General features: G+C 66.8%; 22 protein-coding genes. 11 read left to right on the top strand and 11 right to left on the bottom strand.

All coding sequences use genetic code 11. The annotated features are described in order from the left end of the window. The first annotated feature begins 38 nt into the window (after positions 1-38). Genes AB2M62_RS00360 through AB2M62_RS00350 form a run of 3 tightly spaced genes read left to right on the top strand, consistent with a single transcriptional unit; the run spans position 39 to position 2,016 of the window. The gene (locus AB2M62_RS00360) at positions 39-419 is read left to right on the top strand and encodes a YraN family protein (protein WP_404336833.1); all 381 of its coding nucleotides are present in this window, start codon (positions 39-41) and stop codon (positions 417-419) included. A gap of 42 nt (positions 420-461) precedes the next feature. Further along, complete coding sequence (gene gshB, locus AB2M62_RS00355) at positions 462-1,421, top strand: glutathione synthase (RefSeq protein ID WP_404336831.1); 960 nt, start codon at positions 462-464, stop codon at positions 1,419-1,421. A gap of 4 nt (positions 1,422-1,425) precedes the next feature. Beyond that, positions 1,426-2,016, top strand: coding sequence for a DedA family protein (locus AB2M62_RS00350; RefSeq protein WP_404336829.1), 591 nt, complete (start codon positions 1,426-1,428; stop codon positions 2,014-2,016). Here AB2M62_RS00350 and AB2M62_RS00345 read toward each other — a convergent pair. Genes AB2M62_RS00345 through AB2M62_RS00330 form a run of 4 tightly spaced genes read right to left on the bottom strand, consistent with a single transcriptional unit; the run spans position 2,013 to position 4,510 of the window. After that, positions 2,013-2,489 carry a GAF domain-containing protein gene (locus AB2M62_RS00345; RefSeq protein WP_404336827.1) on the bottom strand — a complete coding sequence of 159 codons (477 nt, stop codon included), beginning with the start codon at positions 2,487-2,489 and terminating at the stop codon, positions 2,013-2,015. The genes AB2M62_RS00350 and AB2M62_RS00345 overlap by 4 nt on opposite strands. Before the next feature lie 31 nt (positions 2,490-2,520). Next, the gene (locus tag AB2M62_RS00340) at positions 2,521-3,411 is read right to left on the bottom strand and encodes a tyrosine recombinase XerC (RefSeq protein ID WP_404336826.1); all 891 of its coding nucleotides are present in this window, start codon (positions 3,409-3,411) and stop codon (positions 2,521-2,523) included. Positions 3,412-3,449: 38 nt separating this feature from the next. After that, positions 3,450-4,103 (bottom strand): fructose-6-phosphate aldolase, encoded by a 654-nt coding sequence (gene fsa / locus AB2M62_RS00335; protein WP_404336824.1) that lies wholly within the window; start codon positions 4,101-4,103, stop codon positions 3,450-3,452. 17 nt (positions 4,104-4,120) lie between these two features. After that, positions 4,121-4,510, bottom strand: coding sequence for a hypothetical protein (locus AB2M62_RS00330; protein WP_404336822.1), 390 nt, complete (start codon positions 4,508-4,510; stop codon positions 4,121-4,123). 152 nt (positions 4,511-4,662) lie between these two features. Between AB2M62_RS00330 and AB2M62_RS00325 the strand changes: the two genes are divergently transcribed. Continuing rightward, complete coding sequence (locus AB2M62_RS00325; RefSeq protein ID WP_404336820.1) at positions 4,663-5,325, top strand: DUF2490 domain-containing protein; 663 nt, start codon at positions 4,663-4,665, stop codon at positions 5,323-5,325. A gap of 155 nt (positions 5,326-5,480) precedes the next feature. Here the strand turns inward: AB2M62_RS00325 and AB2M62_RS00320 are convergent, their stop codons facing one another. Then, the gene (locus tag AB2M62_RS00320) at positions 5,481-6,467 is read right to left on the bottom strand and encodes an amidohydrolase family protein (protein WP_404336819.1); all 987 of its coding nucleotides are present in this window, start codon (positions 6,465-6,467) and stop codon (positions 5,481-5,483) included. 341 nt (positions 6,468-6,808) lie between these two features. Then, positions 6,809-7,261: a hypothetical protein gene (locus AB2M62_RS00315; protein WP_404336818.1), complete on the bottom strand. Its 453-nt coding sequence runs from the start codon at positions 7,259-7,261 to the stop codon at positions 6,809-6,811. A 72-nt stretch (positions 7,262-7,333) separates the two neighbouring features. On the opposite strand from AB2M62_RS00315, the gene AB2M62_RS00310 reads away from it, so the two are divergent. The 4 genes from AB2M62_RS00310 to AB2M62_RS00295 all read left to right on the top strand — a co-directional run bounded on the left by AB2M62_RS00310 (position 7,334) and on the right by AB2M62_RS00295 (position 14,291). Beyond that, positions 7,334-9,496 carry a primosomal protein N' gene (locus AB2M62_RS00310; protein WP_404336816.1) on the top strand — a complete coding sequence of 721 codons (2,163 nt, stop codon included), beginning with the start codon at positions 7,334-7,336 and terminating at the stop codon, positions 9,494-9,496. Between the two features lie 63 nt (positions 9,497-9,559). Beyond that, on the top strand, positions 9,560-11,080 hold the full coding sequence (locus tag AB2M62_RS00305) for a hypothetical protein (protein ID WP_404336814.1): 1,521 nt from the start codon (positions 9,560-9,562) through the stop codon (positions 11,078-11,080). 69 nt (positions 11,081-11,149) lie between these two features. Next, entirely contained in the window at positions 11,150-12,682 is a 1,533-nt protein-coding gene (locus AB2M62_RS00300; RefSeq protein ID WP_404336812.1) for a tetratricopeptide repeat protein, read from the top strand. Positions 12,683-12,752: 70 nt separating this feature from the next. Beyond that, on the top strand, positions 12,753-14,291 hold the full coding sequence (locus AB2M62_RS00295; protein ID WP_404336810.1) for a S1C family serine protease: 1,539 nt from the start codon (positions 12,753-12,755) through the stop codon (positions 14,289-14,291). Here AB2M62_RS00295 and AB2M62_RS00290 read toward each other — a convergent pair. From AB2M62_RS00290 to AB2M62_RS00275, 4 genes are all read right to left on the bottom strand, one after another. Beyond that, entirely contained in the window at positions 14,240-14,563 is a 324-nt protein-coding gene (locus AB2M62_RS00290) for a DUF1203 domain-containing protein (RefSeq protein WP_404336808.1), read from the bottom strand. The genes AB2M62_RS00295 and AB2M62_RS00290 overlap by 52 nt on opposite strands. 97 nt (positions 14,564-14,660) lie before the next feature. Continuing rightward, positions 14,661-15,707 carry a bifunctional DNA-binding transcriptional regulator/O6-methylguanine-DNA methyltransferase Ada gene (gene ada / locus AB2M62_RS00285; protein ID WP_404336806.1) on the bottom strand — a complete coding sequence of 349 codons (1,047 nt, stop codon included), beginning with the start codon at positions 15,705-15,707 and terminating at the stop codon, positions 14,661-14,663. A 49-nt stretch (positions 15,708-15,756) separates the two neighbouring features. Further along, a complete protein-coding gene (locus AB2M62_RS00280; RefSeq protein ID WP_404336804.1) occupies positions 15,757-16,218 on the bottom strand; it encodes a PilZ domain-containing protein in 462 nt (153 codons plus the stop codon). A gap of 51 nt (positions 16,219-16,269) precedes the next feature. Beyond that, positions 16,270-17,208, bottom strand: a complete 939-nt coding sequence (locus tag AB2M62_RS00275) for a DUF1080 domain-containing protein (protein WP_404336802.1) — start codon at positions 17,206-17,208, stop codon at positions 16,270-16,272. A 205-nt stretch (positions 17,209-17,413) separates the two neighbouring features. Here AB2M62_RS00275 and AB2M62_RS00270 point away from each other — a divergent pair, with 205 nt between their 5' ends. Further along, positions 17,414-18,907 carry a DEAD/DEAH box helicase gene (locus AB2M62_RS00270; protein ID WP_404336800.1) on the top strand — a complete coding sequence of 498 codons (1,494 nt, stop codon included), beginning with the start codon at positions 17,414-17,416 and terminating at the stop codon, positions 18,905-18,907. A gap of 34 nt (positions 18,908-18,941) precedes the next feature. Here the strand turns inward: AB2M62_RS00270 and AB2M62_RS00265 are convergent, their stop codons facing one another. Next, complete coding sequence (locus AB2M62_RS00265) at positions 18,942-19,865, bottom strand: hypothetical protein (RefSeq protein WP_404336798.1); 924 nt, start codon at positions 19,863-19,865, stop codon at positions 18,942-18,944. A gap of 259 nt (positions 19,866-20,124) precedes the next feature. Between AB2M62_RS00265 and AB2M62_RS00260 the strand changes: the two genes are divergently transcribed. Further along, entirely contained in the window at positions 20,125-20,679 is a 555-nt protein-coding gene (locus AB2M62_RS00260; RefSeq protein ID WP_404336796.1) for a F0F1 ATP synthase subunit delta, read from the top strand. Between the two features lie 11 nt (positions 20,680-20,690). Further along, the gene (atpA, locus tag AB2M62_RS00255; protein ID WP_404336794.1) at positions 20,691-22,220 is read left to right on the top strand and encodes a F0F1 ATP synthase subunit alpha; all 1,530 of its coding nucleotides are present in this window, start codon (positions 20,691-20,693) and stop codon (positions 22,218-22,220) included. Positions 22,221-22,318: the final 98 nt, after the last annotated feature.

Raw genomic sequence — 22,318 nt, 5'->3', positions numbered from 1 at the left:
GCCTTGTTGATCGACTGGCAACCGAGCAAATTGCCGTCATGCGCCGCCCTGCCCGTCCCAGAACCACTGGCGATCGCCGCGCCGCCGAAGCCATCGGCCGCCGCGGCGAACGGCTGGCGGGATGGTGGCTTCGGCTGAAGGGCTGGCGCATCCTTGATCGGCGGGTGCGCACTCCCGCCGGCGAAGTCGATCTTATCGCGCGCAAGGGGAGCCTCGTCGCCTTCGTCGAGGTGAAGACCCGCGCCACCGACGCCGAACTCGACTTCGCGATCGACGCCTTTCGGCTCTCACGCGTTGCCGCGGCGGCCGAATATCTGATGCCGCGCTATGCTGGGCCGAACGATGATATCCGCGTCGACGTGATCCTCATTGCTCCGGGCTGCAGGCCTCGCCATATCGAGAACGCCTGGATGGGGTGACTTAGTGCAATAAGTCACCTAAGGGCGTGCTCAGGAGGCCGAATGTCGCTCAAAATTGCCGTGCAGATGGACCCGCTCGATGCGATCAACATCGCTGGTGATTCGACGTTCGCGCTGATGCTTTCGGCGCAGGCGCGCGGGCATGCGCTGTTTCACTACAGTCCCGAGGACCTCAATTACTCGGCCGGCCGGGTCTGGACCAAGGCGCATCCGGTCACCGTCCAGCGCGTACCCGGGAATCACTTCGCCTTTGCCGATCCGGTCAGCCTCGATCTCGGCGACGAGGCCGATGTCGTGCTGATGCGCCAGGATCCGCCCTTCGATCTCGGCTACATCACCGCGACGCATTTGCTCGAGCGGATCGCCGACAGGACCTTGGTCGTCAACGATCCCGCCAGCGTGCGCAACGCGCCGGAAAAGATCTTCGTCCTCGATTATCCGCAGTTCATGCCGCCCACCTTGGTCACCCGCAGCCTCGACGAGGCGCGCGCCTTCCTCGCGCAGCATGGCGAGATCGTCGTCAAGCCGCTCCACGGCAATGGCGGCAAGGCGATCTTCAAGGTCGGCAGCGACGGCGCCAACCTCTCCTCGCTGATCGAAGTGTTCAACACCGCTTATCGCGAGCCGCATATGGTGCAGGCCTTCCTCCCCTCGGTCGCGGCGGGCGACAAGCGCATCGTGCTGGTCGACGGCGAGATCGCCGGCGCGATCAACCGGATCCCGGGCGAAGGCGAGATCCGCTCGAACCTGGCCGTCGGCGGCAGCGCGGCGAAGACCGAACTGACCGCGCGCGAAGAGGAAATCTGCGCGCTGCTCGGCCCCGAGCTCAAGAAGCGCGGGCTGCTGTTCGTCGGGATCGACGTGATCGGCGGCGAATGGCTGACCGAGATCAACGTCACTTCGCCCACCGGGATCGTCGCGATCGACACGTTCAACGGCAGTGATACCGGTGCGATGATCTGGCAGGCGATCGAACGCCGCGTCGCCGATCGCGCTTCCTGAAGCGATGATCGATTGGCTCGATTGGGGATATTTCGGCATTTTCCTGCTGATGGTGCTGGAAAATGTCATCCCGCCCGTCCCTTCCGAACTGATCATGAGCGTGGGCGGCATCGCCGCCGGCCAGGGCAAGATGGACTTTCTCCTGCTCGTCTTGGCGGGCACGCTGGGCTGTGCGGTGGGCAACCTGTTCTGGTTCGAGATCGGGCGGCGTTTCGGCTATGAGCGGCTCGAGCCGTTCGTGCGCCGCCACGGCCGCTGGCTCACCATGGAATGGGAGGACGTCGAGAAGCTGCGCCGCTTCTTCGATCGCTGGGGCGGCGTGACCGTCTTCCTGTTTCGCTTCATGCCGCTGGGCCGCACGGTGATCTCTATTCCCGCGGGACTGCTCCACATGCCGTTCTGGCGCTTCGTGCTCTACACGACCGCGGGCAGCGCGGTGTGGAATACGCTGCTTGTCGGCGTCGGCTATTGGCTCGGCACCAATTTCGAGACGATCGACCATTGGATCGCGCCGGTCGTCACCATCTGCCTGGTGCTGATCTGCCTGGTCTATCTGTGGCGCGTACTGACCTGGAAGCCACGCACCGGGCGCTAGGCGGCCGCCTTTTGCGCGTCGAGCGCGCGGGCGATCTGCTCGGCATATGCCTCGATCTGCGGCACGATCCCGGCGAGCCGGACCCCGCACGGCTTGGGATCGATTGCACATAGCGTGCCGAAGAAACTGCCGTCGCCGCGTACGATCGGATAGGAGATATAGCTCTCGAACCCATAGAGCGTCGGCGTGTGATGCGTGCGCCATTCAGGCTGTTGGCTGACCTGGTCGATAAAGACGCCGCGACCGCTTGCCCGAATCTCGTCGCAGATCGTCGTCTTGATCTCGAGTTCGTCGCCGGGGTTGAGTCCGAACTCGATGCTGTCGAGTAGCTGGCACGCCACCCAGCGATCGGTGGTCACCCGCGCGACTGCCGCGAAGCCCATGCCGGTGATCCGGCAGACCTCGGCGAGGATCGCCTCGACTTCTGGAATCCGCTGGATCGATTGGATGTCGGCCGTGAAGCTCGTGCTCATTGCGCTAGTGTAGCGTAAAAGCGCGGCGAACTCACGCTCTTGGATGTGCGTTGCGGTACACGTCGAGCAGATGCGCGGCGTCGACCGCGGTATAGACCTGGGTCGAGCTCAGGCTGGCATGGCCGAGCAGTTCCTGGAGCGCGCGCAGATCGGCGCCCCGACCGAGCAGGTGGGTGGCGAAGCTGTGACGCAGCGCATGCGGCGTCGTCCGCTCCGACAGTCCCAGCGCCGCCCGCGCCGAGCGCACCGCCTTGCGCACCATTCCCGGCGGCAACGGCCCACCCTTGGCGCCGCGAAACAGCGGCGCATCGCGCGACACGCCATAGGGGCAGGCCTGGGCATAGGCCTCGATCGCGTCGCGTACCTGCGGGAGCAGCGGCACGGTCCGGGTCTTGTCGCGCTTGCCGGTGACGCGCAGCGTCGCGCCGAGCGGCAGCACCGCGCCGGTGAGCCCGGCCGCCTCGCCGATGCGCAGGCCGGCGCCGTAGAGCAGCAACAGCACCGCCCAGTCGCGCAGCCCGATCCACGGCTCGCGCGCCTCGTCGGACACCGCCTCGGCCAGCGCCACCGCCTCATGCGGCGCGATCGGGCGCGGCAGGCCCTTCTTGACCCGTGGCCCACGCAGCCTCGGGAGTTCGGCCTCGGCGCCCACGGCGAATTTGAGGAACCCCCGCACCGCCGAAAGCTCGCGCGCGGCCGAGGCGTTGCCGAGCCCGTCGTTGCGGCGATGGGCAAGGAAGGCGCGCAGATCGGCGGGCGTCAATCCCGCCAGCCGCTCCCGCGTGACGGCCTCGCCCCAATGCCCCTGCAGGAATGCGATCAGCCGCACCGCGGTCGCCTCGTAGGCGCGGATCGTGTGCACCGACCGTCGCCGGTCGCGCGCGAGATGCTGCGCATATAAAAGGGGCAGGGCGTCGGTCACGCCGGCACCCTACCCCCTGATCGTGCAGCCGTTAAGCGTCAGCCGATCTTCTGCCCCGTCTTCGCCCAGTCGGCGAGGAAGCCTTCGATGCCCTTGTCGGTGAGCGGGTGCTTGACGAGCTGGCGGATCACTGCGGGCGGCGCGGTCATCACGTCCGCACCGATCTTGGCGGCCTGGAGGACATGGACCGGATGGCGCACGCTCGCCACCAGGATCTCGGTGCCGAAATCATAATTGTCGTAGATCAGCCGGATGTCTTCGATCAGGTCCATCCCGTCGAAGCCGATATCGTCGTGGCGGCCGACGAAGGGCGAGACGAAGGTCGCGCCGGCCTTGGCAGCGAGCAGCGCCTGGTTGGCCGAGAAGCACAGGGTGACGTTGACCATCGTGCCGTCGTCGGTCAGCGCCTTGCAGGTCTTGAGGCCGTCGATGGTCAGCGGCACCTTGACCGCGACATTATCGGCGATCTTCCGCAGGATCTCGGCTTCCTGCATCATCGTCGCATGATCGAGCGCGACGACCTCGGCCGAGACCGGCCCCTCGACGATCCCGCAAATCTCGGCGACCACTTCTAGGAAGTCGCGGCCCGATTTGTGGATCAGCGAGGGATTGGTGGTGACGCCGTCGAGCAGCCCGGTCTCGGCCAGGTCGCGGATGTCGGCAGTGTCGGCGGTGTCGGCGAAGAACTTCATGTCGGGCCCCTAATGGATCAGTAGCGGACGAGCATCAGCCTCGCCCGATCGCCACGCAGGCGATTCACCGACACCCGATAAGTCCCCGGACGCAGATTGTAACGCACGATCTTGCGGATCGTCGAGCAGCGCGGCCCGCGCGCTTCCGAGGCCATGCGCAGCGGCCTGGCGCCCGCCGGCGCAACGTCGATCCAGCCCTCGCGATCGACGGCAATGCCGAAGCTGCCCGCCTTTCGGATGCGGACCGCGGCGGACACGGTGCCGCGCCGGCCCGAGACGATGACGGCATGCCCGGTATCGAGCCCCCTGCCGACACGGTTCCACCCCGCAAGGGGGCGCGGCAGCGCGACGTCATAGGTGCGGCATTGCTGGGTGGCGAAGCTCAAAGCGAGCGCGGCGAGAATCATCTTCCCTCTCCCCTTGTCGGCGACCCTGGGCAGATTGTACCCGCTATGTTCCGATTCGCAACCCCGCCCGACATGACATTCTTGTGACAGCGCTTCTATAATGCGAAGGCATGCCGGCACGTACCCGACGGCACCCGCTCCTGGAGACTGACGTGTTGCGCTTCCTCGTCCTTTCGGCGGCCTTGCTGGCCGTCCCCGTCGCCGCGCATGCGCAGCAAACCGACAGGCAACTCTGGCTCCAGACCAATGGATCGACCCAGATTGCCAAGGACACCCGCGTCACGCTCGAATCGATCGGGCGATTTGGGGACGCGGCGGGCGGCTTCAGCCATGCCGAGCTTGGCGCGCTCTTCACCCGCGCCATCGCCAAGGGCGTCGAGATCGGCATCGGCTATCGCCATGTCGAGGATTGGGACCATGGCGATGTGCTGCCCAACGAGGAGCGGCTGCGCCAGCAGGTCGTGTTCACGCTGGGCGGCGGCGTGATGACCCGGCTGCGGCTGGAGCAGCGCTTCAACAGCCGCGGCGGTCCGGTCGGCGTGCGTATCCGCCCGCAACTGCGCTACGCGCTGCCGCTCGCCGCCAAAGGGCCCAGCCTGTTCGTCTCGCATGAGGATTTCTTCAACTTCAACGACACCGGTTGGGGCCAGCGCAGTGGCTATGAGCGGACGCGCAACGCGATCGGGCTCAGCGTCCCGCTGTCGCAACATGTCACCACCGATATCGGCTATCTCAACCAGTATCGCTTCGGCCGAGACGGCGGCCGCGACAAGATGGACCACGCGCTGACCATGGCGCTGGCGATCACGCTCTAGCCATGATCTGAAACGCCCTCTTTCGGAACAGGGGCCGCACGACCGACTTTGGGTGGAAAGGCGACAGGCAGGTTTCGGCGGGCCGATGACGCTAACTGCCGCCACCTTACATCGCCGTCTTTTCCGGAAAGGGATCGAGTTTCGCGAAAGCAACATTAATCTGTCTGCCCGGTTAGGCGCTCCCAATTGCCATGGGCGAAGCCTGCTCGCACAGCATCGTCGAGCGACACGTCTTCCACGAAACGTCGCGGGGCGCCCCCCGGCCTGTACTGGTAGGGAAAGTCAGTCGAGAACAGCAGGCGCTCGGGGCCGACAATCTCAAGGCAGCGCTGAAGGTAGGTCTCGCTCCACATGCCGCTGCCGGTCACGTACAGGTTGTTCCGGGCGTAGTCCGTGAAGGATCGGCGCAGGTCCAGGGTACGCTCGAACACGGGTGTCATGCGCTCCAGATAGAACAGCACCACTTCGCCCCAATGGCCAAGGATGATTTGCAGGTCTGGCAACTCATCAAATACGCCGGCTGCCGCGAGGCGGACCCATTGCAGCCCTGCTTCATAATGCCATCCGAGGCCAAAAGCGGCGAGCGCGAGATCGGCGGTTTCGCCGATTCCAGCGTAGTTCGCCGCGCGCACCGCCGCGAGCGGCGTTTGCGGATGGATAAAGATGGGAGCGCGCAGTTCCTCCGCCTTCGCCAGCATCGGTCGCAGCGACGGATGATCCAGATGGCGCTCGCGTGTGCGCCCGCATACCAATGCACCTTTAAGGCCCAGTTCCCGCACAGCACGTTCCAATTCGCGCGGCGCAGCGTCGGGGTCGGGGGTCGGCAGCGCCGCGAAGCCCTGAAACCGATCAGGATGTCGGGCACAGGTCCGCGCGATCAGGTCGTTGACACGGCACGCCATGTCCACGGCCGTGTCCGGCGTTAAGTTGTGCAGGCCAGGCGTCGTCAGGGAAAGAACCTGAACATCGACGCCTTGCTCGTCCATCAGTGCCAGGCGCCCCGCTTCCAAATCCGCCAGACGTACGCCGTTCTCGCCGCCATCGGCAGCGGCTGACACCGGATCGTGCGGCTCAGGCGCCGCTGCCCATGCCTTGCGCACTGCAGAGGGAAGGATGTGCTCTTCAATCGCGATCAATCTCATGCAGTACCTCCGATTTGCTCAGGGTAAAACGATCGCCACCCTCAGAGTTGCGTCGGGCAAAGGTCGACGGCCTTGTCGGTGGACGCGGTGCCGCCTTCGAGACTACCCACAAACGAAGGTCGAGCGGGCATGCAAAGCGTGAGGGTGGTGTCGTCACCGCTGAAGCGCCGCATTCCCAAAATCTGTTCCCGACTGCGTTTTCCCGAAATCGCTGGCCAGACTTGCAAAAACGGCAATCGTAAGACGGGTTCGGTTGAGCGGCTTCGGAATTGTACGCAAGCGGAGTGAACGCCCTGAAGTGGAACGGAAGCCGCTAGGCAGCTTTCAGTCTGTGGCTAAGTTCAGTCGCGGATCAGCATGACTTTCGCCTTGGGCTGGGCGAGCCCGGTCACTGCCAACCGATAGTCGCCCGGCACCAGTTCGAATCGGACGATCTTGCGGATCGACGCGCAATCGGGCCCATGGCCATGCGCGACCGACTTGAGCGGCGTGCCGCCGCGCGCGCCGGGCGTGACGTCGATCCAGCCGGGCTGGTCGAGCGCGATGCCATAGGTCCCGGCCGCCGCGACATGGAATGCGATGCTCGCCGCCTTGCCGGGCTTGGTGCCGGCCGGAAGATCCTTGAGTGTCGCTGCGTCGACGGTATCGACCAGCGCGGCCTTGCCCGGCTCGATCTGATCCTGCGGCGTCGTCCAGCCGAGCAGCGCGGCGGGCAACGCGGCATCCTTTGCCTTGCAGGCAGTGGTCTGGGCGGCCGGGACGGCCTGAGCGAGCAGCAGCGCGGCAAACAGCATCGAGATCAATCTCCTTGGAGCCCGATGCGATACGGGATTCCCGTTCGCGCCGAAATCCCCATATGAGGCGCCATGCGCGCCCGCATCCTCGTCCTCCACCCTGCTTTGGGCCCTCTCGATTATCGCGTGCCGCAGGGCATGCACGTCGAGCCGGGGTCGATTGTCATCGTCCCCATCGGCCCGCGCCAATATGTCGGCGTCGTGTGGGAGCCCGAGCGGTTGCCCACCGAGGAGATCGGCGACAATCGCCTGCGCAACCTGCTCGCCGTCGTCGATGCGCCGCTGGTTCCCGAATTGGTCCGCCGCCTCGTCGAGTGGACCGCGAATTATTATCTGGCGCCGCTCTCCGCCGTGCTCGCCATGACGGTGCGCTCGAGCGCCGCGCTCGAGCGCGCGCCGACGATCGTCGAATATCGGGCCACCGGCGAAGTCCCCGGCCGCCTCACTCCGCAGCGCGAACAGGCGCTCGAACGGATCGGCGACCGCCAGGGGCTGGTCCGCGAGCTGGCGACGATCGCCGACGTGTCCGACGCGGTGATCCGCGGGCTGGTCAAGGTCGGCGCGATCGAGCCGGTGGTGATCGATACCGACTCGCCCTATCCGCTCCCGGATCCAGGCTTCGCCCCGCCCGAACTCAGCGGCGAACAGGCGGGCGCTGCGAAAATCCTGCGCGACGCCGTCGATGCCGCGGCGTTCCAGCCCTTCCTGCTGGATGGCGTCACCGGATCCGGAAAAACCGAGGTCTATTTCGAGGCGGTCGCCGCCGCGCTGCAAGCGGGCCGGCAGACATTGGTCCTCCTGCCCGAGATCGCGCTGACCGAGCCCTTCCTCACGCGCTTTGCCAAGCGCTTCGGCTGCGAGCCGATCGCCTGGCATTCGGGCCTGCGCACGTCGCAGCGGCGCCGTGCCTGGCGCGCGATCGCGCGCGGCGAGGCGATGGTGACGGTGGGCGCGCGCTCGGCATTGTTCCTGCCCTATCCCAATCTCGGGCTGGTCGTCGTCGACGAGGCGCACGAGACCAGCTTCAAGCAGGAGGAAGGCGTCCATTATCACGCGCGCGACGTCGCGGTGATGCGCGGGCGCTTTGCACAATGCCCGGTGATTCTCGCCTCGGCGACCCCCGCGATCGAGACGCGCCACCAGGTCGAGCTCGGCCGTTATGCCGAGCTCAAGCTGCCCGGGCGCTACGGCGTCGCGGAGCTTCCCGAAATCGAGCCGATCGACCTGATCAAGGAGCCGCCCAAGCGCGGTCGCTGGCTCAGTCCCCGGCTCGTCCTCGCGATCGACGCCGCGCTGGAACGCGGCGAGCAGTCGCTGCTGTTCCTCAATCGCCGCGGCTATGCCCCGCTCACCTTGTGCCGGCATTGCGGCCACCGTTTCCAATGCCCCAATTGCACTGCCTGGATGGTCGAGCACCGGCTGATCCGGCGGCTGTCGTGCCACCATTGCGGGCACACCGTGCCGACGCCGGAAATCTGCCCCGAATGCGAGGAGCCCGACAGCCTCGTCGCCTGCGGTCCCGGGGTCGAGCGGATCGCCGACGAAGTCGCCGCGCTGTGGCCCAATGCGCGCACGGCGATCGTCACGTCGGACACGCTGTGGTCGCCCGCCAAGGCCGCCGAGTTCGTCGCGCGGATGGAACATGGGGATATCGACATCGTCGTCGGCACCCAGCTGGTGACCAAGGGCTATCACTTCCCCAACTTGACCGTGGTCGGCGTGGTCGATGCCGATCTCGGGTTGGATGGCGGCGACCTACGCGCCTCGGAGCGCACCTTCCAGCAGATCATGCAGGTCTCGGGCCGCGCCGGCCGCGGCGAGAAGCCCGGCACGGTCTATATCCAGACGCATGCGCCCGAGGCGCAGGTGATGCAGGCGCTGATCTCGGGCGATGCCGCGGCTTTCTACGCCGCCGAAACCGAGGCGCGGCGCGAGGCCGAGGCGCCGCCCTTCGGCCGCTACGCCGCGATCATCGTGTCGAGCGAGGACAAGGCGGCTGGCGAAGTCACCGCGCGGATGATCGGGCGATCGGCACCCAAGCTCGACGAGATGCACGTCTATGGCCCCGCCCCCGCGCCGCTGGCGATGCTGCGCGGCCGCCACCGTTTCCGCCTGCTGGTCCATGCCCGCCGTGCCTTCGACGTGCAGGATGTAATCCGCGAATGGCTGGGCGGGCTCGAATGGAGTGCCAAGGTCCGCGTGGCAGTCGACGTCGATCCCTATAGTTTCGTGTGATCGCATCCAGCCAATTATCGGTAACATAGCGCCGCTAGCGTTCGATGCTGGAAGGGGAAGCGCATGGGGTTCCAATCGATCGTGGCGGCATTGGCCTTGTTGGCGCCTCTCGCCGCGCGTGCCGACTGGCACGAGGCGAGCACGCGCCATTTCGTCGTCTATTCGCAGGACAAGCCCGAGCGCCTGCGCGACTATGCCGCCAATCTCGAACGGTTCGATATGGCGGTGCGCAAGACCCGCGGCTGGACGGACGATCCCGTCGGCAAGGCCGGTCGCGTCACTGTCTATGTGCTGCCCAGCCGGGGCGCCATCCGGACATTGTCGGGCAGCCAGAATGTGGCGGGCTTCTATATTCCCCGCGCCGGGGGATCGGTGGCCTTCGTGCCGCGCACGTCGGGCGCCGGCATGGAGACCGATCTCGATGCGCAGGCGATCCTGCTGCACGAATATACTCATCATCTGACCTGGTCGGTCTCGTCACACGGCGTGCTGCCGAGCTGGTTCGTCGAAGGCTTTGCGGAGCTTTACGCGACCACCGAGTTCACCGAGGACGGCGCCGTGGTGATCGGCCGGCCGCCGCAATATCGCGCGCGCACGCTGATGCATGGCAACGCGCTCCCCGTCGCCCGGATGCTGACCGCCGATACGCGCAAGCTCGGTCCGGAGGAGCGTTCCGGCCTCTATGCGCGCGGCTGGCTGCTGCTGCATTATCTGCAGGTAAGCGGCCAGCGCAAAGGCCAGCTCGCCGCCTATATCGACGCGCTCAACGCCGGCAAATCCTCCCAGGAAGCGGCGGCGGCATTCGGCGACCTGACCGCGCTCGACCGCGAGCTCGAACGCTACAAGCTGACCAAATTCCCGGCCTATTCGATTGCCTCGCCCGATTTCGCAAAGGTCGAAGTGACCTTGCGCGATCTCACCCCCGGCGAAGCGGCGACGATGGAGGTCCGCATCCGATCGAAGCGCGGTCGTGACCAGGTCCACGTCTTCGCCGATGCGCAAAAGGCCGCGGCGCCCTATCCTGCCGATGCCAGGGCACAGGAGACGCTTGCCGAGGCAGCCTATTACGCCCGCGACCCTTCTGCGGCTCAAGCCGCGGCCGACCGGGCGATCGCCGCCGATCCCGAGCTGGCCGACGCCTATCTCTATAAGGCGATGGCGCGGATGGCGCTGGCGCGCGCGGCCAAGGACCGCAGCCCGGCAACCTGGCTGGAGATTCGCAAGATCGCGACCCGCGCCAACAAGCTCGATCCCGACGATCCGCGCGCGCTGATCCTCTATTTCCGCAGCTTCACCGAAGCAGGCGAGGCGCCGACGCCGCTCGCCCGGCAAGGGTTGAAGCACGCGTTCGAACTCGCCCCCTTCGACTCCGCGCTGCGCCTCAATACCGCGCGCGTCTATCTGCATGAGGGCGACAAGGAGACGGCGCGGACGATCCTTGCGCCTTTGGTCTACAATCCGCATGGCGGCGCGATCGCCGAGCGCGCGGCGCAGCTGATTGCGCTGATCGATGCGGGCAACGCCAAGGCTGCCGAAGAAGCGATCGGTGGCGAAGAAGACAAGGGCGCGCCCGACGGGGCCTGACTCGCCACCGCATAGTTGCAGGGACGCGCACGCCTCCATAAGCTCGCGGTGAATCGAGGGGGATTCACGGTGCTTCGTATAGTCTTGACGGCAGCCTTACTGCTTCTGCCTTCGCTTGCCCATGCCGATTGGTACGAGGCGAGCTCCGCGCATTTCGTCGTCTATTCGGAACTTGCTCCGGCCAAGCTTCAGGCCTTTTCCAGCAAGCTCGAGCGCTTCGACGCGACGATGCGTTGGCTGCGGAGCAAGGAAGACGAGCCGATCGGCAAGGCCAATCGCGTCACCGTCTATATGGTCGACGACCAGGACGACGTCGCCAAACTGGCCTCGGACCAGGGCGTGGCGGGCTTTTACGTTCCCCGCGCCGGCGGATCGCTCGCGATCGTGCCGCGCAGCGCCGGCGACAGCGAGAACGACCTGAGCGCACAGGCCATCCTGCTCCACGAATATGCTCACCATCTGATGTGGAGCTTCAGCCCCGACGCAGTCTATCCGGCCTGGTATATCGAGGGCTGGGCCGAAACGCTGGCTACAGCGAAATTCTATGACGATGGGGCCGTCGATATCGGGCGGCCACCGCAATATCGCGCCTATGGCCTGATGAGCGGCAATGCCCTGCCGATCCAGAAGCTGCTCGTCGCCGATACACTCAAGCTCGACGACCAGCAGCGCGACGGGCTGTACGGGCGCGGTTGGCTGCTGTCGCACTATCTGCTGTTCTCCGGCCAGCGGAAGGGCCAGCTCGAGGCCTATCTGGGCGCGATCAACGACGGCAAGCCGGCGATGGAAGCGGCAAGCGCGTTCGGCGATCTCGCCAAGCTCGACAAGGAGCTCGAGCGCTACAAGACCGGCAAGCTGCTGGCGCTCAAGCTGCCGCCGGACAAGATCAAGGCCGGCGGCGTCACGCTGCGCAAGCTCACGCCAGGCGAAGCCGCGACGATGGACGTGCGCATCCGCTCGAAGGTCGGCGTCAACGAAAAGACTGCGCCCGGCGTCTACGCGCGCGCCAAAAAGGCGGCGGCCGGCTTTCCCGACGACGCCGCTGCGCAACTCGTGCTCGCCGAGGCCGCATTCGACGCAAAGGATTATGCCGCGGCCGAGGCTGCCGCCGATCGCGCGTTAAATGCCGATCCCAAGGCAGTCGACGGCCATGTCTACAAGGCCATGGCGCGGATGGCGGTCGCCGAGAAGGCGGGCGACGAGAGCCCCGAGACCTGGAAGGGCATCCGCAAGATCATCGCGACCGGCAACAAGATCGATCCCGACGATCCCGAGCCGCTGATTCTCTATTATCGCAGCTTCGCCGAGAGCGACACGCCGCCGACCGAAAATGCCAAGCTCGGCCTGCGGCGCGCGTTCGAGCTGTGCCCGCAGGATGACAGCCTGCGCTTCAACGTCGCGACGATGTATCTGCGCGATGGCGACAAGAAGGCGGCGCGCGCGCTGCTGGCGCCCTTGGCCTATCAGCCGCACGGGCGCGGCATTGCGAGCGTTGCAGCCACCCTGATCGTGCTGATCGACAAGGGCGAGATCGACGCCGCGCTCAAGACGCTCGACGGCGAAGGCAAGAAGGATGGCCAGGACGCCAACAAGAAGGGCTGAGGCCCTCGCGCCTGCTTGAACCCGCACCGCTTTTCGCCGAAAGCTGCCGGCATATGAACAGGGGTGCTTGATGGTTCGGCGTTTGCTGGTGATGGTCGCGCTGCTCTTGAGCTGGAGCGCGCCTGCGCATGCCGACGATATTTCCGCCGCCGGGCGCGGTGTGGTGCGCATCGTTACGATCGCCGTGGTCGATGACGAGGTCGTCGGCACCGGCCATGGCAGCGGGTTTGCCGTCGCGCCCAATCGCATCGTCACCAATGCGCATGTCGTCGAACTCGCCGATCGCTATCCCAACAATGTCGTGATCGGCGTCGTCCCTTCCGAGGGCGACAAATCCTATCAGGGCAAGCTGATCGCGATCGATCGCGCGCGCGATCTCGCGCTGATCGAATTCAGCGGCGTCCGCCTGCCGCCGCTCACGCTTTACAGCGGCGCGCCGCAGGAAGGCGACGCGCTGATCGCGCTCGGCTATCCCGGCAATGTCGATATGGCCACGGCGCGCTCGGCCGCGGATTTCATCACGCCGCAATCGCCGGTGCGGTCCCAGGGCGGCTTTGCCGGCGCGCGGATGCTCGAGGGCACGCGCGTGCTGCTCCACACCGCCAGCATCGCACGCGGCAATTCGGGCGGACCGCTGCTCGATCGCTGCGGGCGCGTGCTCGGCGTCAATTCCGCGATCACCCGCGCCGACGAGGGCGATTCGACCTTTGCCTTCGCGATCGCCGCCGGCGAACTCACTGCCTTCCTCCAGGCCGCGCACCAGTCGGTTGCCAGCGTCGCGACCGGCTGCACCAGCGTCGAGGAGCAGTTGGCGCTCGAGCGCAATGCCGACGAAAAGGCCCGGCTCGATGCCGAGGAAGCAAGCCGCAGCGCCGCCGCGCGCGCGTCGAGCGAGCGCCAGGATGCGATCGCCCAGGCGCGCAGCCGCAACGAATCGACCCGCGAGAATTTCATGGCGATCGCGGCGCTGATGCTGGTGCTCGGCGGCGTCGCGCTGGGCGGCGGCGCGCTGCTGCTGTCGCGCGACCGGCGTCGCGAGGCGATCTGGGTCGCGGCGGGCGGCGGCGTGCTGATCGTCGGTGCCGCCGCGGTGTTCCTTGCACGGCCGGGCTTCGACGAGTTCAAGGTGATGCCGGTGCCCCAGGCCAGCGCGCGCGCCGGCGTGCCCGCGATGACCCAGGGCCGGATGATCTGCACGCTCGTCCCCGAACGCAGCCGGATCACCGTTACCTCGGTCGAGGAAGTCACCCTCGATCTCGGCGCGGACGGCTGCGTCAACGGGCGCACCCAATATGCCGAATTGGGCAGCCAGTGGCAGCGCATCCTCGTGCCCGAGACCGACCAGTCGGTGTCGGTGCTCAACTTCGATCCGGCGACCAACCTCTATACCCACACGCGCTACCTGCTCTCGGCCGAGCAGATGAAGCGCGCGCGCGAACTTCGCGCCACGGTGCCGCTCAAGCAATGCTCGCGCGATCAGGCGGCGCGCGCCAGCCTCGCCACCCAGCAGCAGGCGCTGCGCGCGGCGCTGCCGCCGGTCTATAACGAGAAGATCGTCTATCGCTGCACGGCGGCACCGGGCGGCACTGCAAGCGCGGCGGCGGAGTAACGCAGAGCCGGTCGATCCGCGCGGCGAAGCGGCCATAGTTGGCGCTGTCGGGGTGGAGACAGTCGCCCGGCACGTCGGCGAACATCGCAGAAAATCATCGGTTTCAGACCATTTCCTCCGAAGACATCGGCGTTCGTCATCATCCCGTCATGATCGAACGCTCGAAACGAAGGCAGCCGAGTCGCGAGCTGTTCCGGTATCTCGTCCACGATGCGCGCTGGCGCCTCGGCACCCTGTTTCGCGAAGACTGCGTGGCGCACACGGGAAGCCATGATCGCCGCCCGCCTTCACCCGCATCGCGTCGACCGGCCAGCGCATCGTCGCTGGCGCCGCAAAGTCCCCGGAAAGCCGCAGGATTCGGTCCGGCGATCACAAAACTCCGTCTTCGCGCTGTTCGCGCTTGAGCAACACTCGCTTGCGATCGACGCCATAGGCATAGCCGCCCATGCCGCCATCGGCGCGACGGGCGCGATGGCAGGGGATGACGACGGCGACGTGATTGGCGCCGCACGCGGTGCCTGCTGCACGCACCGCGCTGGGATTGCCGGCGGCAGCGGCAAGCTGGGCATAGCTGCGCGTCTCGCCCGGCGGGATCGCCCGCAGCGCCTGCCACACGGCTTCCTGGAACGCCGTGCCGCGCACGTCGACCGGCAAGTCGGTGTCGCGGCCGGGGCTCTCGACCTCGCGCACGACGCGCGTCGCGAGCACCGCCAGAGCAGAGCCGCCCGGCGCGATCTCGGCAGCCGGGAAGCGCCGGGCGAGCGCGAGCAAATCCTCGTCAAAGGCGACCCGGCACAGGCCCTTGTCGGTCGCGGCGATCAGCAGTGGCCCCAGACTGGTCTCGGCAAGCGTCCAGCGGATCGTCACCCCGGCGCCGCCGCGCTTCCACACGCTGGGCGTCATGCCCAGCCGGGCATTGGCAGTCTCGTAAAACCGGCTCGGCGCCGAATAGCCCGCCTCATAGATCGCCTCGGTGACGCTCTCGCCGTTGGCCAAGGCCGCCGCGGCCCGGCGCGCGCGCAGGCCACGGGCATATGCGGCGGGGGTCACGCCGGTGGCGCGCTTGAACAGCCGGTGAAAATGATGCGGCGCGTATCCGACCTGCGCGGCCAGCTTTTCGAGGCTCACCGCCTCCTCCGCCGCGTCGAGCATCGCGACCGCCTCGGCCACCGCCAGCCGGTCGCGGCCGACCGCGTCTGGCTTGCAGCGCAGGCAGGCGCGGAAGCCGGCGGCGCGCGCCGCCTCCGCATCGGCATAGAAGCGGACATGCTCGCGCTTGGGCCGCCGCGCCGGGCAAGTCGGCTTGCAATAGATGCCGGTTGTGGTGACGGCCACGATCAGCCGCCCGTCGAACGCGCGGTCGCGCGTCTCGAAGGCGGCCCAGGCCATGTCGTCGGAGAGGTCGGTGCTGCTCATGGCCCCGATATAGGCCGTCAGACGGGGCCCCACATCCCGAGGATTGCGCTCAAAGATCGGGGGATCGACGCCCGAAAAACGCGGCGAGACGCGCGCGCAACCCACGCACCGGCGGCTCGGGATCGGGCTCGTCCTCGAACCCTGCATCGACACGGCCGGTAAGCGCCGCCTCGATTTCGGCGAGCACCGCCGCCTGGCCCTGAAACGCGCGCTCCATCTTCGAGCGTGGCAGGGGCATGAAGAATTCGCAGCCATGGCGCTCGCCCTGCTGCCATACGACCTTGGCCTCATGCGTGCCGCCGCCGGAAAGCCCGATCGAAATCACCGTGCCGACGGGAAAGACCTGCGCCGATGCGAACAGCAGGCCCGTCCGCGACAGATCCTCGACATGGACGTCGAACGGGCGCCCCTCCATGTCACGCAGCGTCGAGTCGCCGTCAATCGTGAAGCGGATCGATCCGCGGCGATCCATCTCGCCCAACACTTCGAGCCTTGCAACCAACACACGCACCTCCGCGCCTGTGCCCTGCCGCAAAAAGGTTAAGAAGTCGGTAACATCCGCTCAGCGCGCGACGAGCCGGGGCAACGCTGCGATTGGCTCGACCCGGATGGCGCGGAAGAAGGTCTCGGCGCCTTCGGACTGGAGCTGGATGCGGCCATGGGTGAGCGGCGTGCGCGTACCATCGGCCGCCTCTTCGGCCAGCCCGCTGACCGCCATCACCGGCACGCCGTTGACGACGAAGATCGCGCGGTCGCCCACGGCATAGAGGTCGAGCCGGTTCCACTGGCCCACCGGCTTCTCGGCGTCGCGGGCATTCTCGACGTTCCAATCGGGATTGCCATTATTGTGCAGATCGATCGCGCGTCCACCGACGCGGAAGCGCCGGTGCGGATAGATAATCGCCTTGTCCTGCGCCGCCATCGTGCCGATGCGGACTTCGTCGCCTACCGGCACGACCATGCCGGTCGAGCCGCGCATGATCTCGAACTCGACGGCGCGCATCCAGGTGCCCCACACCGCGCCGGGGCTGCCATGCGAATGAAACAGCAGCCCGTTGTTCTGGGGCAGGGTCTGTCGCGGCGCGAAGACCTCGTCGCCCCATTTGAACTCCAGGCTGAGATGATAATTGGCCAGATCGCTTTTGTGGACCAGGCTTCCCCAGGTCTTGCCTTCGACGCGCAGCGCCGGCGCGCCATCTTCGCGCACCACGCTGAACGCCGTGCGGGTATCGGCGCTGGTGCCGAGCGGGGCGATCGCCGGGCGGCGATAGGTGAGCGCCGGATCGGCATAGCCGAGCCAGGGCTCCCAATCGGCAAGGTCGCGCCCGTTGAACAGCGACACCGCCGGGCCCGTCGCCTTGGGCAGGTCGGCGAGGCGCAGCGTCTGTGGCCGGGCGACCGGATCGCCGGCGATCGCCGCGCTTTCCGCCGCGGTCTGTGCCGATGCAGACGCGGCAAATCCCAGCGCCACCACACCCAGAATCGATCCCGACAGACGCATCGCATTCCCTTTTGCTTGACCTAGGGCAGCATTGCTACCATATGGCGCCCAGCGAGGCATCATGCAGCGTGATCGGCGACCTTAGGTTGCCCGGCTCTGCCTCGGTTGGATTTACGGCTTCCCTAGTCACGCGGGTCGTCATTTTTGACCCCGCCCCGCGCCTGGATTCCGTCCGTGCGCGCCGGCCGCACATGTAAGGTATCTAATGCAATTCAAAGAACTCGGTCTCTCTGAGACCGTTCTCGCTGCGCTTGCCGCCAAGGGCTATAGCGAAGCGACGCCGATCCAGGCGCAGTCGATCCCCTCGCTGCTCGAAGGCCGCGACCTGCTCGGCATCGCCCAGACCGGCACCGGCAAGACCGCCGCATTCATGCTCCCCTCGATTGATCGCCTGATCGCCAGCGGAAAGCGCGCCCAGCCGCGCGGCTGCCGCATGCTGGTGCTCGCCCCGACCCGCGAGCTGGCCAGCCAGATCGCCGACAATGCCCGGCATTATGCCAAGGGCACCCGGCTTTCGGTCGCCACCGTGTTCGGCGGTACCTCGATCCACAAGAACAAGACCGATCTCGCCCGCGGCGTCGATATCGTCGTCGCGACCCCGGGCCGCCTCGTCGACCTGCTCGACCAATGCTATGCGATCCTGCTCGGCATCGAGATCCTCGTGCTCGACGAAGCCGATCAGATGATGGACCTCGGCTTCATCCACGCGCTCAAGCGCATCGTCCGCGAGCTTCCTTCGAAGCGCCAGACGTTGTTCTTCTCGGCAACGATGCCCAAGACGATCCGCGAGCTCGCCGGCCAGTTCATCAAGGATCCGGTCGAAGTGAAGGTGACCCCGGTCGCCACCACCGCCGAGCGCGTCGAGCAGCAGGTGACCTATGTCACCCAGGCCGAGAAGCAGGCGCTGCTGACGATCGCGCTGCGCGACGACAGCATCGATCGTGCGCTGGTGTTCACTCGCACCAAGCACGGCGCCGATCGCGTCGTGCGCCTGCTGGCGGGCAACGGCATCGCCTCGAACGCGATCCACGGCAACAAGAGCCAGCCGCAGCGCGAGCGCGCGCTGGGCGAGTTCCGCGCCGGCAAGGTCAAGATCCTCGTTGCGACCGACATCGCCGCGCGCGGCATCGACGTGTCGGGCGTCAGCCATGTGTTCAACTTCGAGCTGCCCAACGTGCCCGAGCAATATGTCCACCGCATCGGCCGCACCGCGCGCGCCGGCGCGACGGGCCTGGCGATCAGCTTCTGCGCCGAGGACGAGCGGCCCTATCTGCGCGACATCGAGCGGCTGACGCGTCAGAAGCTCACCGTCGTGCCGCTGCCCGAGAACTTCGTCGCGGAATCGGACAAGGTTAAGAATAGCCGCGTCCATGTCGCGCCGAGCGCTTCGGAACAGGCCGGCCGCCATGGCCGCGACATGCAGCGTGACGGCCGCCGTCCCGGCCAGCCGCAGCGTTCGCGCCCGCAGGGTGATCGTAGCCGCAGCGACCAGCCGCGCCGCCACGACGGTCCGCGCCTCGACGGCGCGACCGGCGAGCCGCGTCCGCGCCGCTTCGACTCGCCGACCCAGGGCGAGGGTCGCAGCGAGGCGCCGCGCAACTATGCTCGGCCGAAGACCAAGTACACTGCCCGCCCCGCCAATGGCGGCAACCGCAGCCAGGGCGGCAACGCCGGCGGCGGCGCGCGCCGCGGCCGCTAAAATCCATAGCGTCATCCCGGCAACGGGATGACGCTTACCCCTGTATGGCCCGCCGACGCCGCACCCGCTCGCGCGCATCCTCGCGCCCGGCGATCAGCTGCGCCACGCGGTTCGCACCCTCGGCGCCCTCGCCTGCACCCGCGCGCACCGCATCCTGATACAGCGCCACGGCTTCCGGATAGTCGTCCGCCTGCTCGGCGCACAGAGCGAGGTTGAACAGGATCGAGGGATTGCCCGCGATTTCGCAATTCATGGCGCGCCAGCCATCGCACGCCCCCTTGGCATCGCGCTTGGTCAGCTTGACCAGCGCCTTGAAGCGACTGGCCGCGTCCTTGGACAGCCCTTTGCTGCTCTCCCGCACGCGGATCTTGTAGGTGTCGATGCGCGGCACCAGGTCGCGGCGCACGTCTCCGGCGATCTCAGCGATCGCGGCGCTGATCGTCTCTTCGGCGGTGCGCCCCGGGCTCTGCTTTTCGCACCACGTCACTTCCTCGCGGAACGGCTTGGGCAGCGAATAGACGATGCGGCCATCGGTGTTGCGCGCGATGCGGATATCGGCGTCGACGCTGATCGTCCGGCGGCGGCAGCGGATCTCGACCTCCTGTTCCTTGATGCACTTGCCCTTGGCGTTCTTTTCGACGCAGCTTTTGTCCTTGCGCTTATAGGGTGTCTCCTCGACGCTGGTCGACACCGCCCCCGACATCGCGCCTTCTGCCCTGTCATGACCGGCGCGGCCACCGAGCACTTCGATCTGGCTGCCGGTAAGCGCGCGTTCGAGCGCGATCTGCAGCGCCGGCCCGTCCTGCCCGCCGAAACGCTCGACCGCGATCGAAGCGAGGAAGCTCGCCTCGCGTTGCCCGGCGGGAAACTCGCCGGTGACTTCGATCACTTCGGCACCCGCTGCGCCGGCCGCCAGCGCCGCTGCGGCGAGCGCAAAAAGTACCCGTGCGTTGCGCATGCCTTCCCCCCATGGCCGAGACCAACATCTTCGCGCGCACTTGTCCAGCCGGGCGCAACTTCCCCACTATTATTATGCGGATAGCGTGAGCGCGCCGAAACCGGCGGTTATTCCTGCCGCGACTCGCCACCGCTGGCCGACTCGGGTTGCATCGCCGTGACACCGATGCTAACCGCGCCGCGACCCATCGGGGGCGTCCTCAGGCGCGCCCTATTTCCGCATGGGGCCGAACCCGAACCTCCGAGAGGAAATCGATCGCGTGGAGAATTCCGGCGGTATCCAGGCCAGCCTAAGCGGACGCTACGCAACCGCGCTGTTCGAACTCGCGCGCGAGTCGAAGGCGCTGCCCCAGGTCGAGGCCAGCCTCGCCACGGTGGCGCAGGCGCTCGCCGACTCGGCTGACTTCAAGGCGCTCACCACGAGCCCGCTGATCGGCCGCACCGACGCCGCCAAGGGCGTCGCGGCAGCAGCCGGCGCGCTCGGCGTCGATCAGACGACCAGCAATTTCCTGGGCGTGCTCGCGCAGAACCGGCGGCTGAACCAGCTTCCGGCGATCATCCGCGCGTTCCGCTCGCTCGCAGCGAACCATCGCGGCGAAACCACGGCCGAAGTGACCTCCGCCCATCCGTTGGACGGCGAGCAGGTCGATGCGCTCAAGCAGCAGCTGCGCACGCGCCTCGGCCGCGACGTCAATGTCGACCTCTTGGTCGATCCCTCGCTGCTCGGCGGCCTGGTCGTGAAGATCGGCAGCCAGATGATCGATTCGTCGATCAAGACCCGTCTGAACTCCCTCGCGCACGCGATGAAAGGCTGAAGGCTAAGACAATGGATATCCGCGCCGCAGAAATCTCGAAGGTCATCAAGGACCAGATCGCCGGCTTCGGCACCGATGCCGAAGTCTCCGAGACCGGCCAGGTGCTCAGCGTCGGTGACGGCATCGCGCGCATCCACGGGCTGGACAATGTCCAGGCCGGCGAGATGGTCGAATTCGCCAACGGCATCCAGGGCATGGCGCTCAACCTCGAGGCCGACAATGTCGGCGTCGTGATCTTCGGGTCTGACTCGGAGATCAAGGAAGGCGACACCGTCAAGCGCACCGGCACGATCGTCGACGTTCCCGTCGGCAAGGGCCTGCTCGGTCGCGTCGTGGACGGCCTGGGCAACCCGATCGACGGCAAGGGCCCGATCGTCACCGATCAGCGCAGCCGCGTCGAAGTCAAGGCGCCGGGCATCATCCCGCGCCAGTCGGTTTCGGAGCCGATGCAGTCGGGCCTCAAGGCGATCGACGCGCTCGTTCCGGTCGGCCGCGGCCAGCGCGAGCTGATCATCGGCGATCGCCAGACCGGCAAGTCGGCCGTCGCGATCGACGCGTTCATCAACCAGCGCGAAGTCAACAAGGGCGACGACGAGAGCAAGAAGCTCTACTGCGTCTATGTCGCCGTCGGCCAGAAGCGCTCGACCGTCGCGCAGCTCGTCAAGACGCTCGAAGAGAATGGCGCGATGGAATATTCCATCGTCGTCGCCGCGACCGCTTCGGAGCCCGCGCCGCTGCAGTTCCTCGCGCCCTATACCGGCACTGCGATGGGCGAGTATTTCCGTGACAACGGCATGCACGCGCTGATCGTGTTCGACGATCTTTCGAAGCAGGCCGTCGCCTATCGCCAGATGTCGCTGCTCCTGCGCCGCCCGCCGGGCCGCGAAGCCTATCCCGGCGACGTCTTCTATCTCCACAGCCGCCTGCTCGAGCGCGCGGCGAAGATGTCGGACGCGAACGGTGGTGGTTCGCTGACCGCACTGCCGATCATCGAAACCCAGGCCGGCGACGTGTCGGCCTACATCCCGACCAACGTGATCTCGATCACCGACGGCCAGATCTTCCTCGAAACCGACCTGTTCTTCGCGGGCATCCGCCCGGCGATCAACGTCGGCCTGTCGGTCAGCCGCGTCGGCTCGGCCGCGCAGACCAAGGCGATGAAGAAGGTGTCGGGCTCGATCAAGCTCGAGCTGGCGCAGTATCGCGAAATGGCCGCGTTCGCGCAGTTCGGCTCGGACCTCGACGCCTCGACCCAGAAGCTGCTCAACCGCGGCGCGCGCCTGACCGAGCTGCTCAAGCAGCCGCAGTTCAGCCCGCTGCCGTTCGAAGAGCAGACCGTGTCGATCTTCGCGGGCACCCAGGGCTTCCTCGACAGCGTCGCGGTGCAGGATGTCGTCCGCTACGAGCAGGCGATGCTCACCGAGATGCGTACGAGCCACGCCGATATCCTGGGCGCGATCCGCGACTCGAAGGATCTCAAGGATGACGTGCGCGACAAGCTGAAGGACGCGCTGACTGCGTTCGGCAAGACGTTCGCGTAATCACCCGTCACCCCGGCGAAAGCCGGGGTCTCAGGCCGCACGCACGCAGCCTGCAACACGAGATCCCGGCTTTTGCCGGGATGACGACGAAGGAAACA

Origin of the sequence: Sphingomonas sp. MMS12-HWE2-04, assembly GCF_044881185.1 — a bacterium.
Lineage (GTDB): Bacteria > Pseudomonadota > Alphaproteobacteria > Sphingomonadales > Sphingomonadaceae > Sphingomonas.
This window is presented reverse-complemented; position numbering and strand designations above follow the sequence as displayed.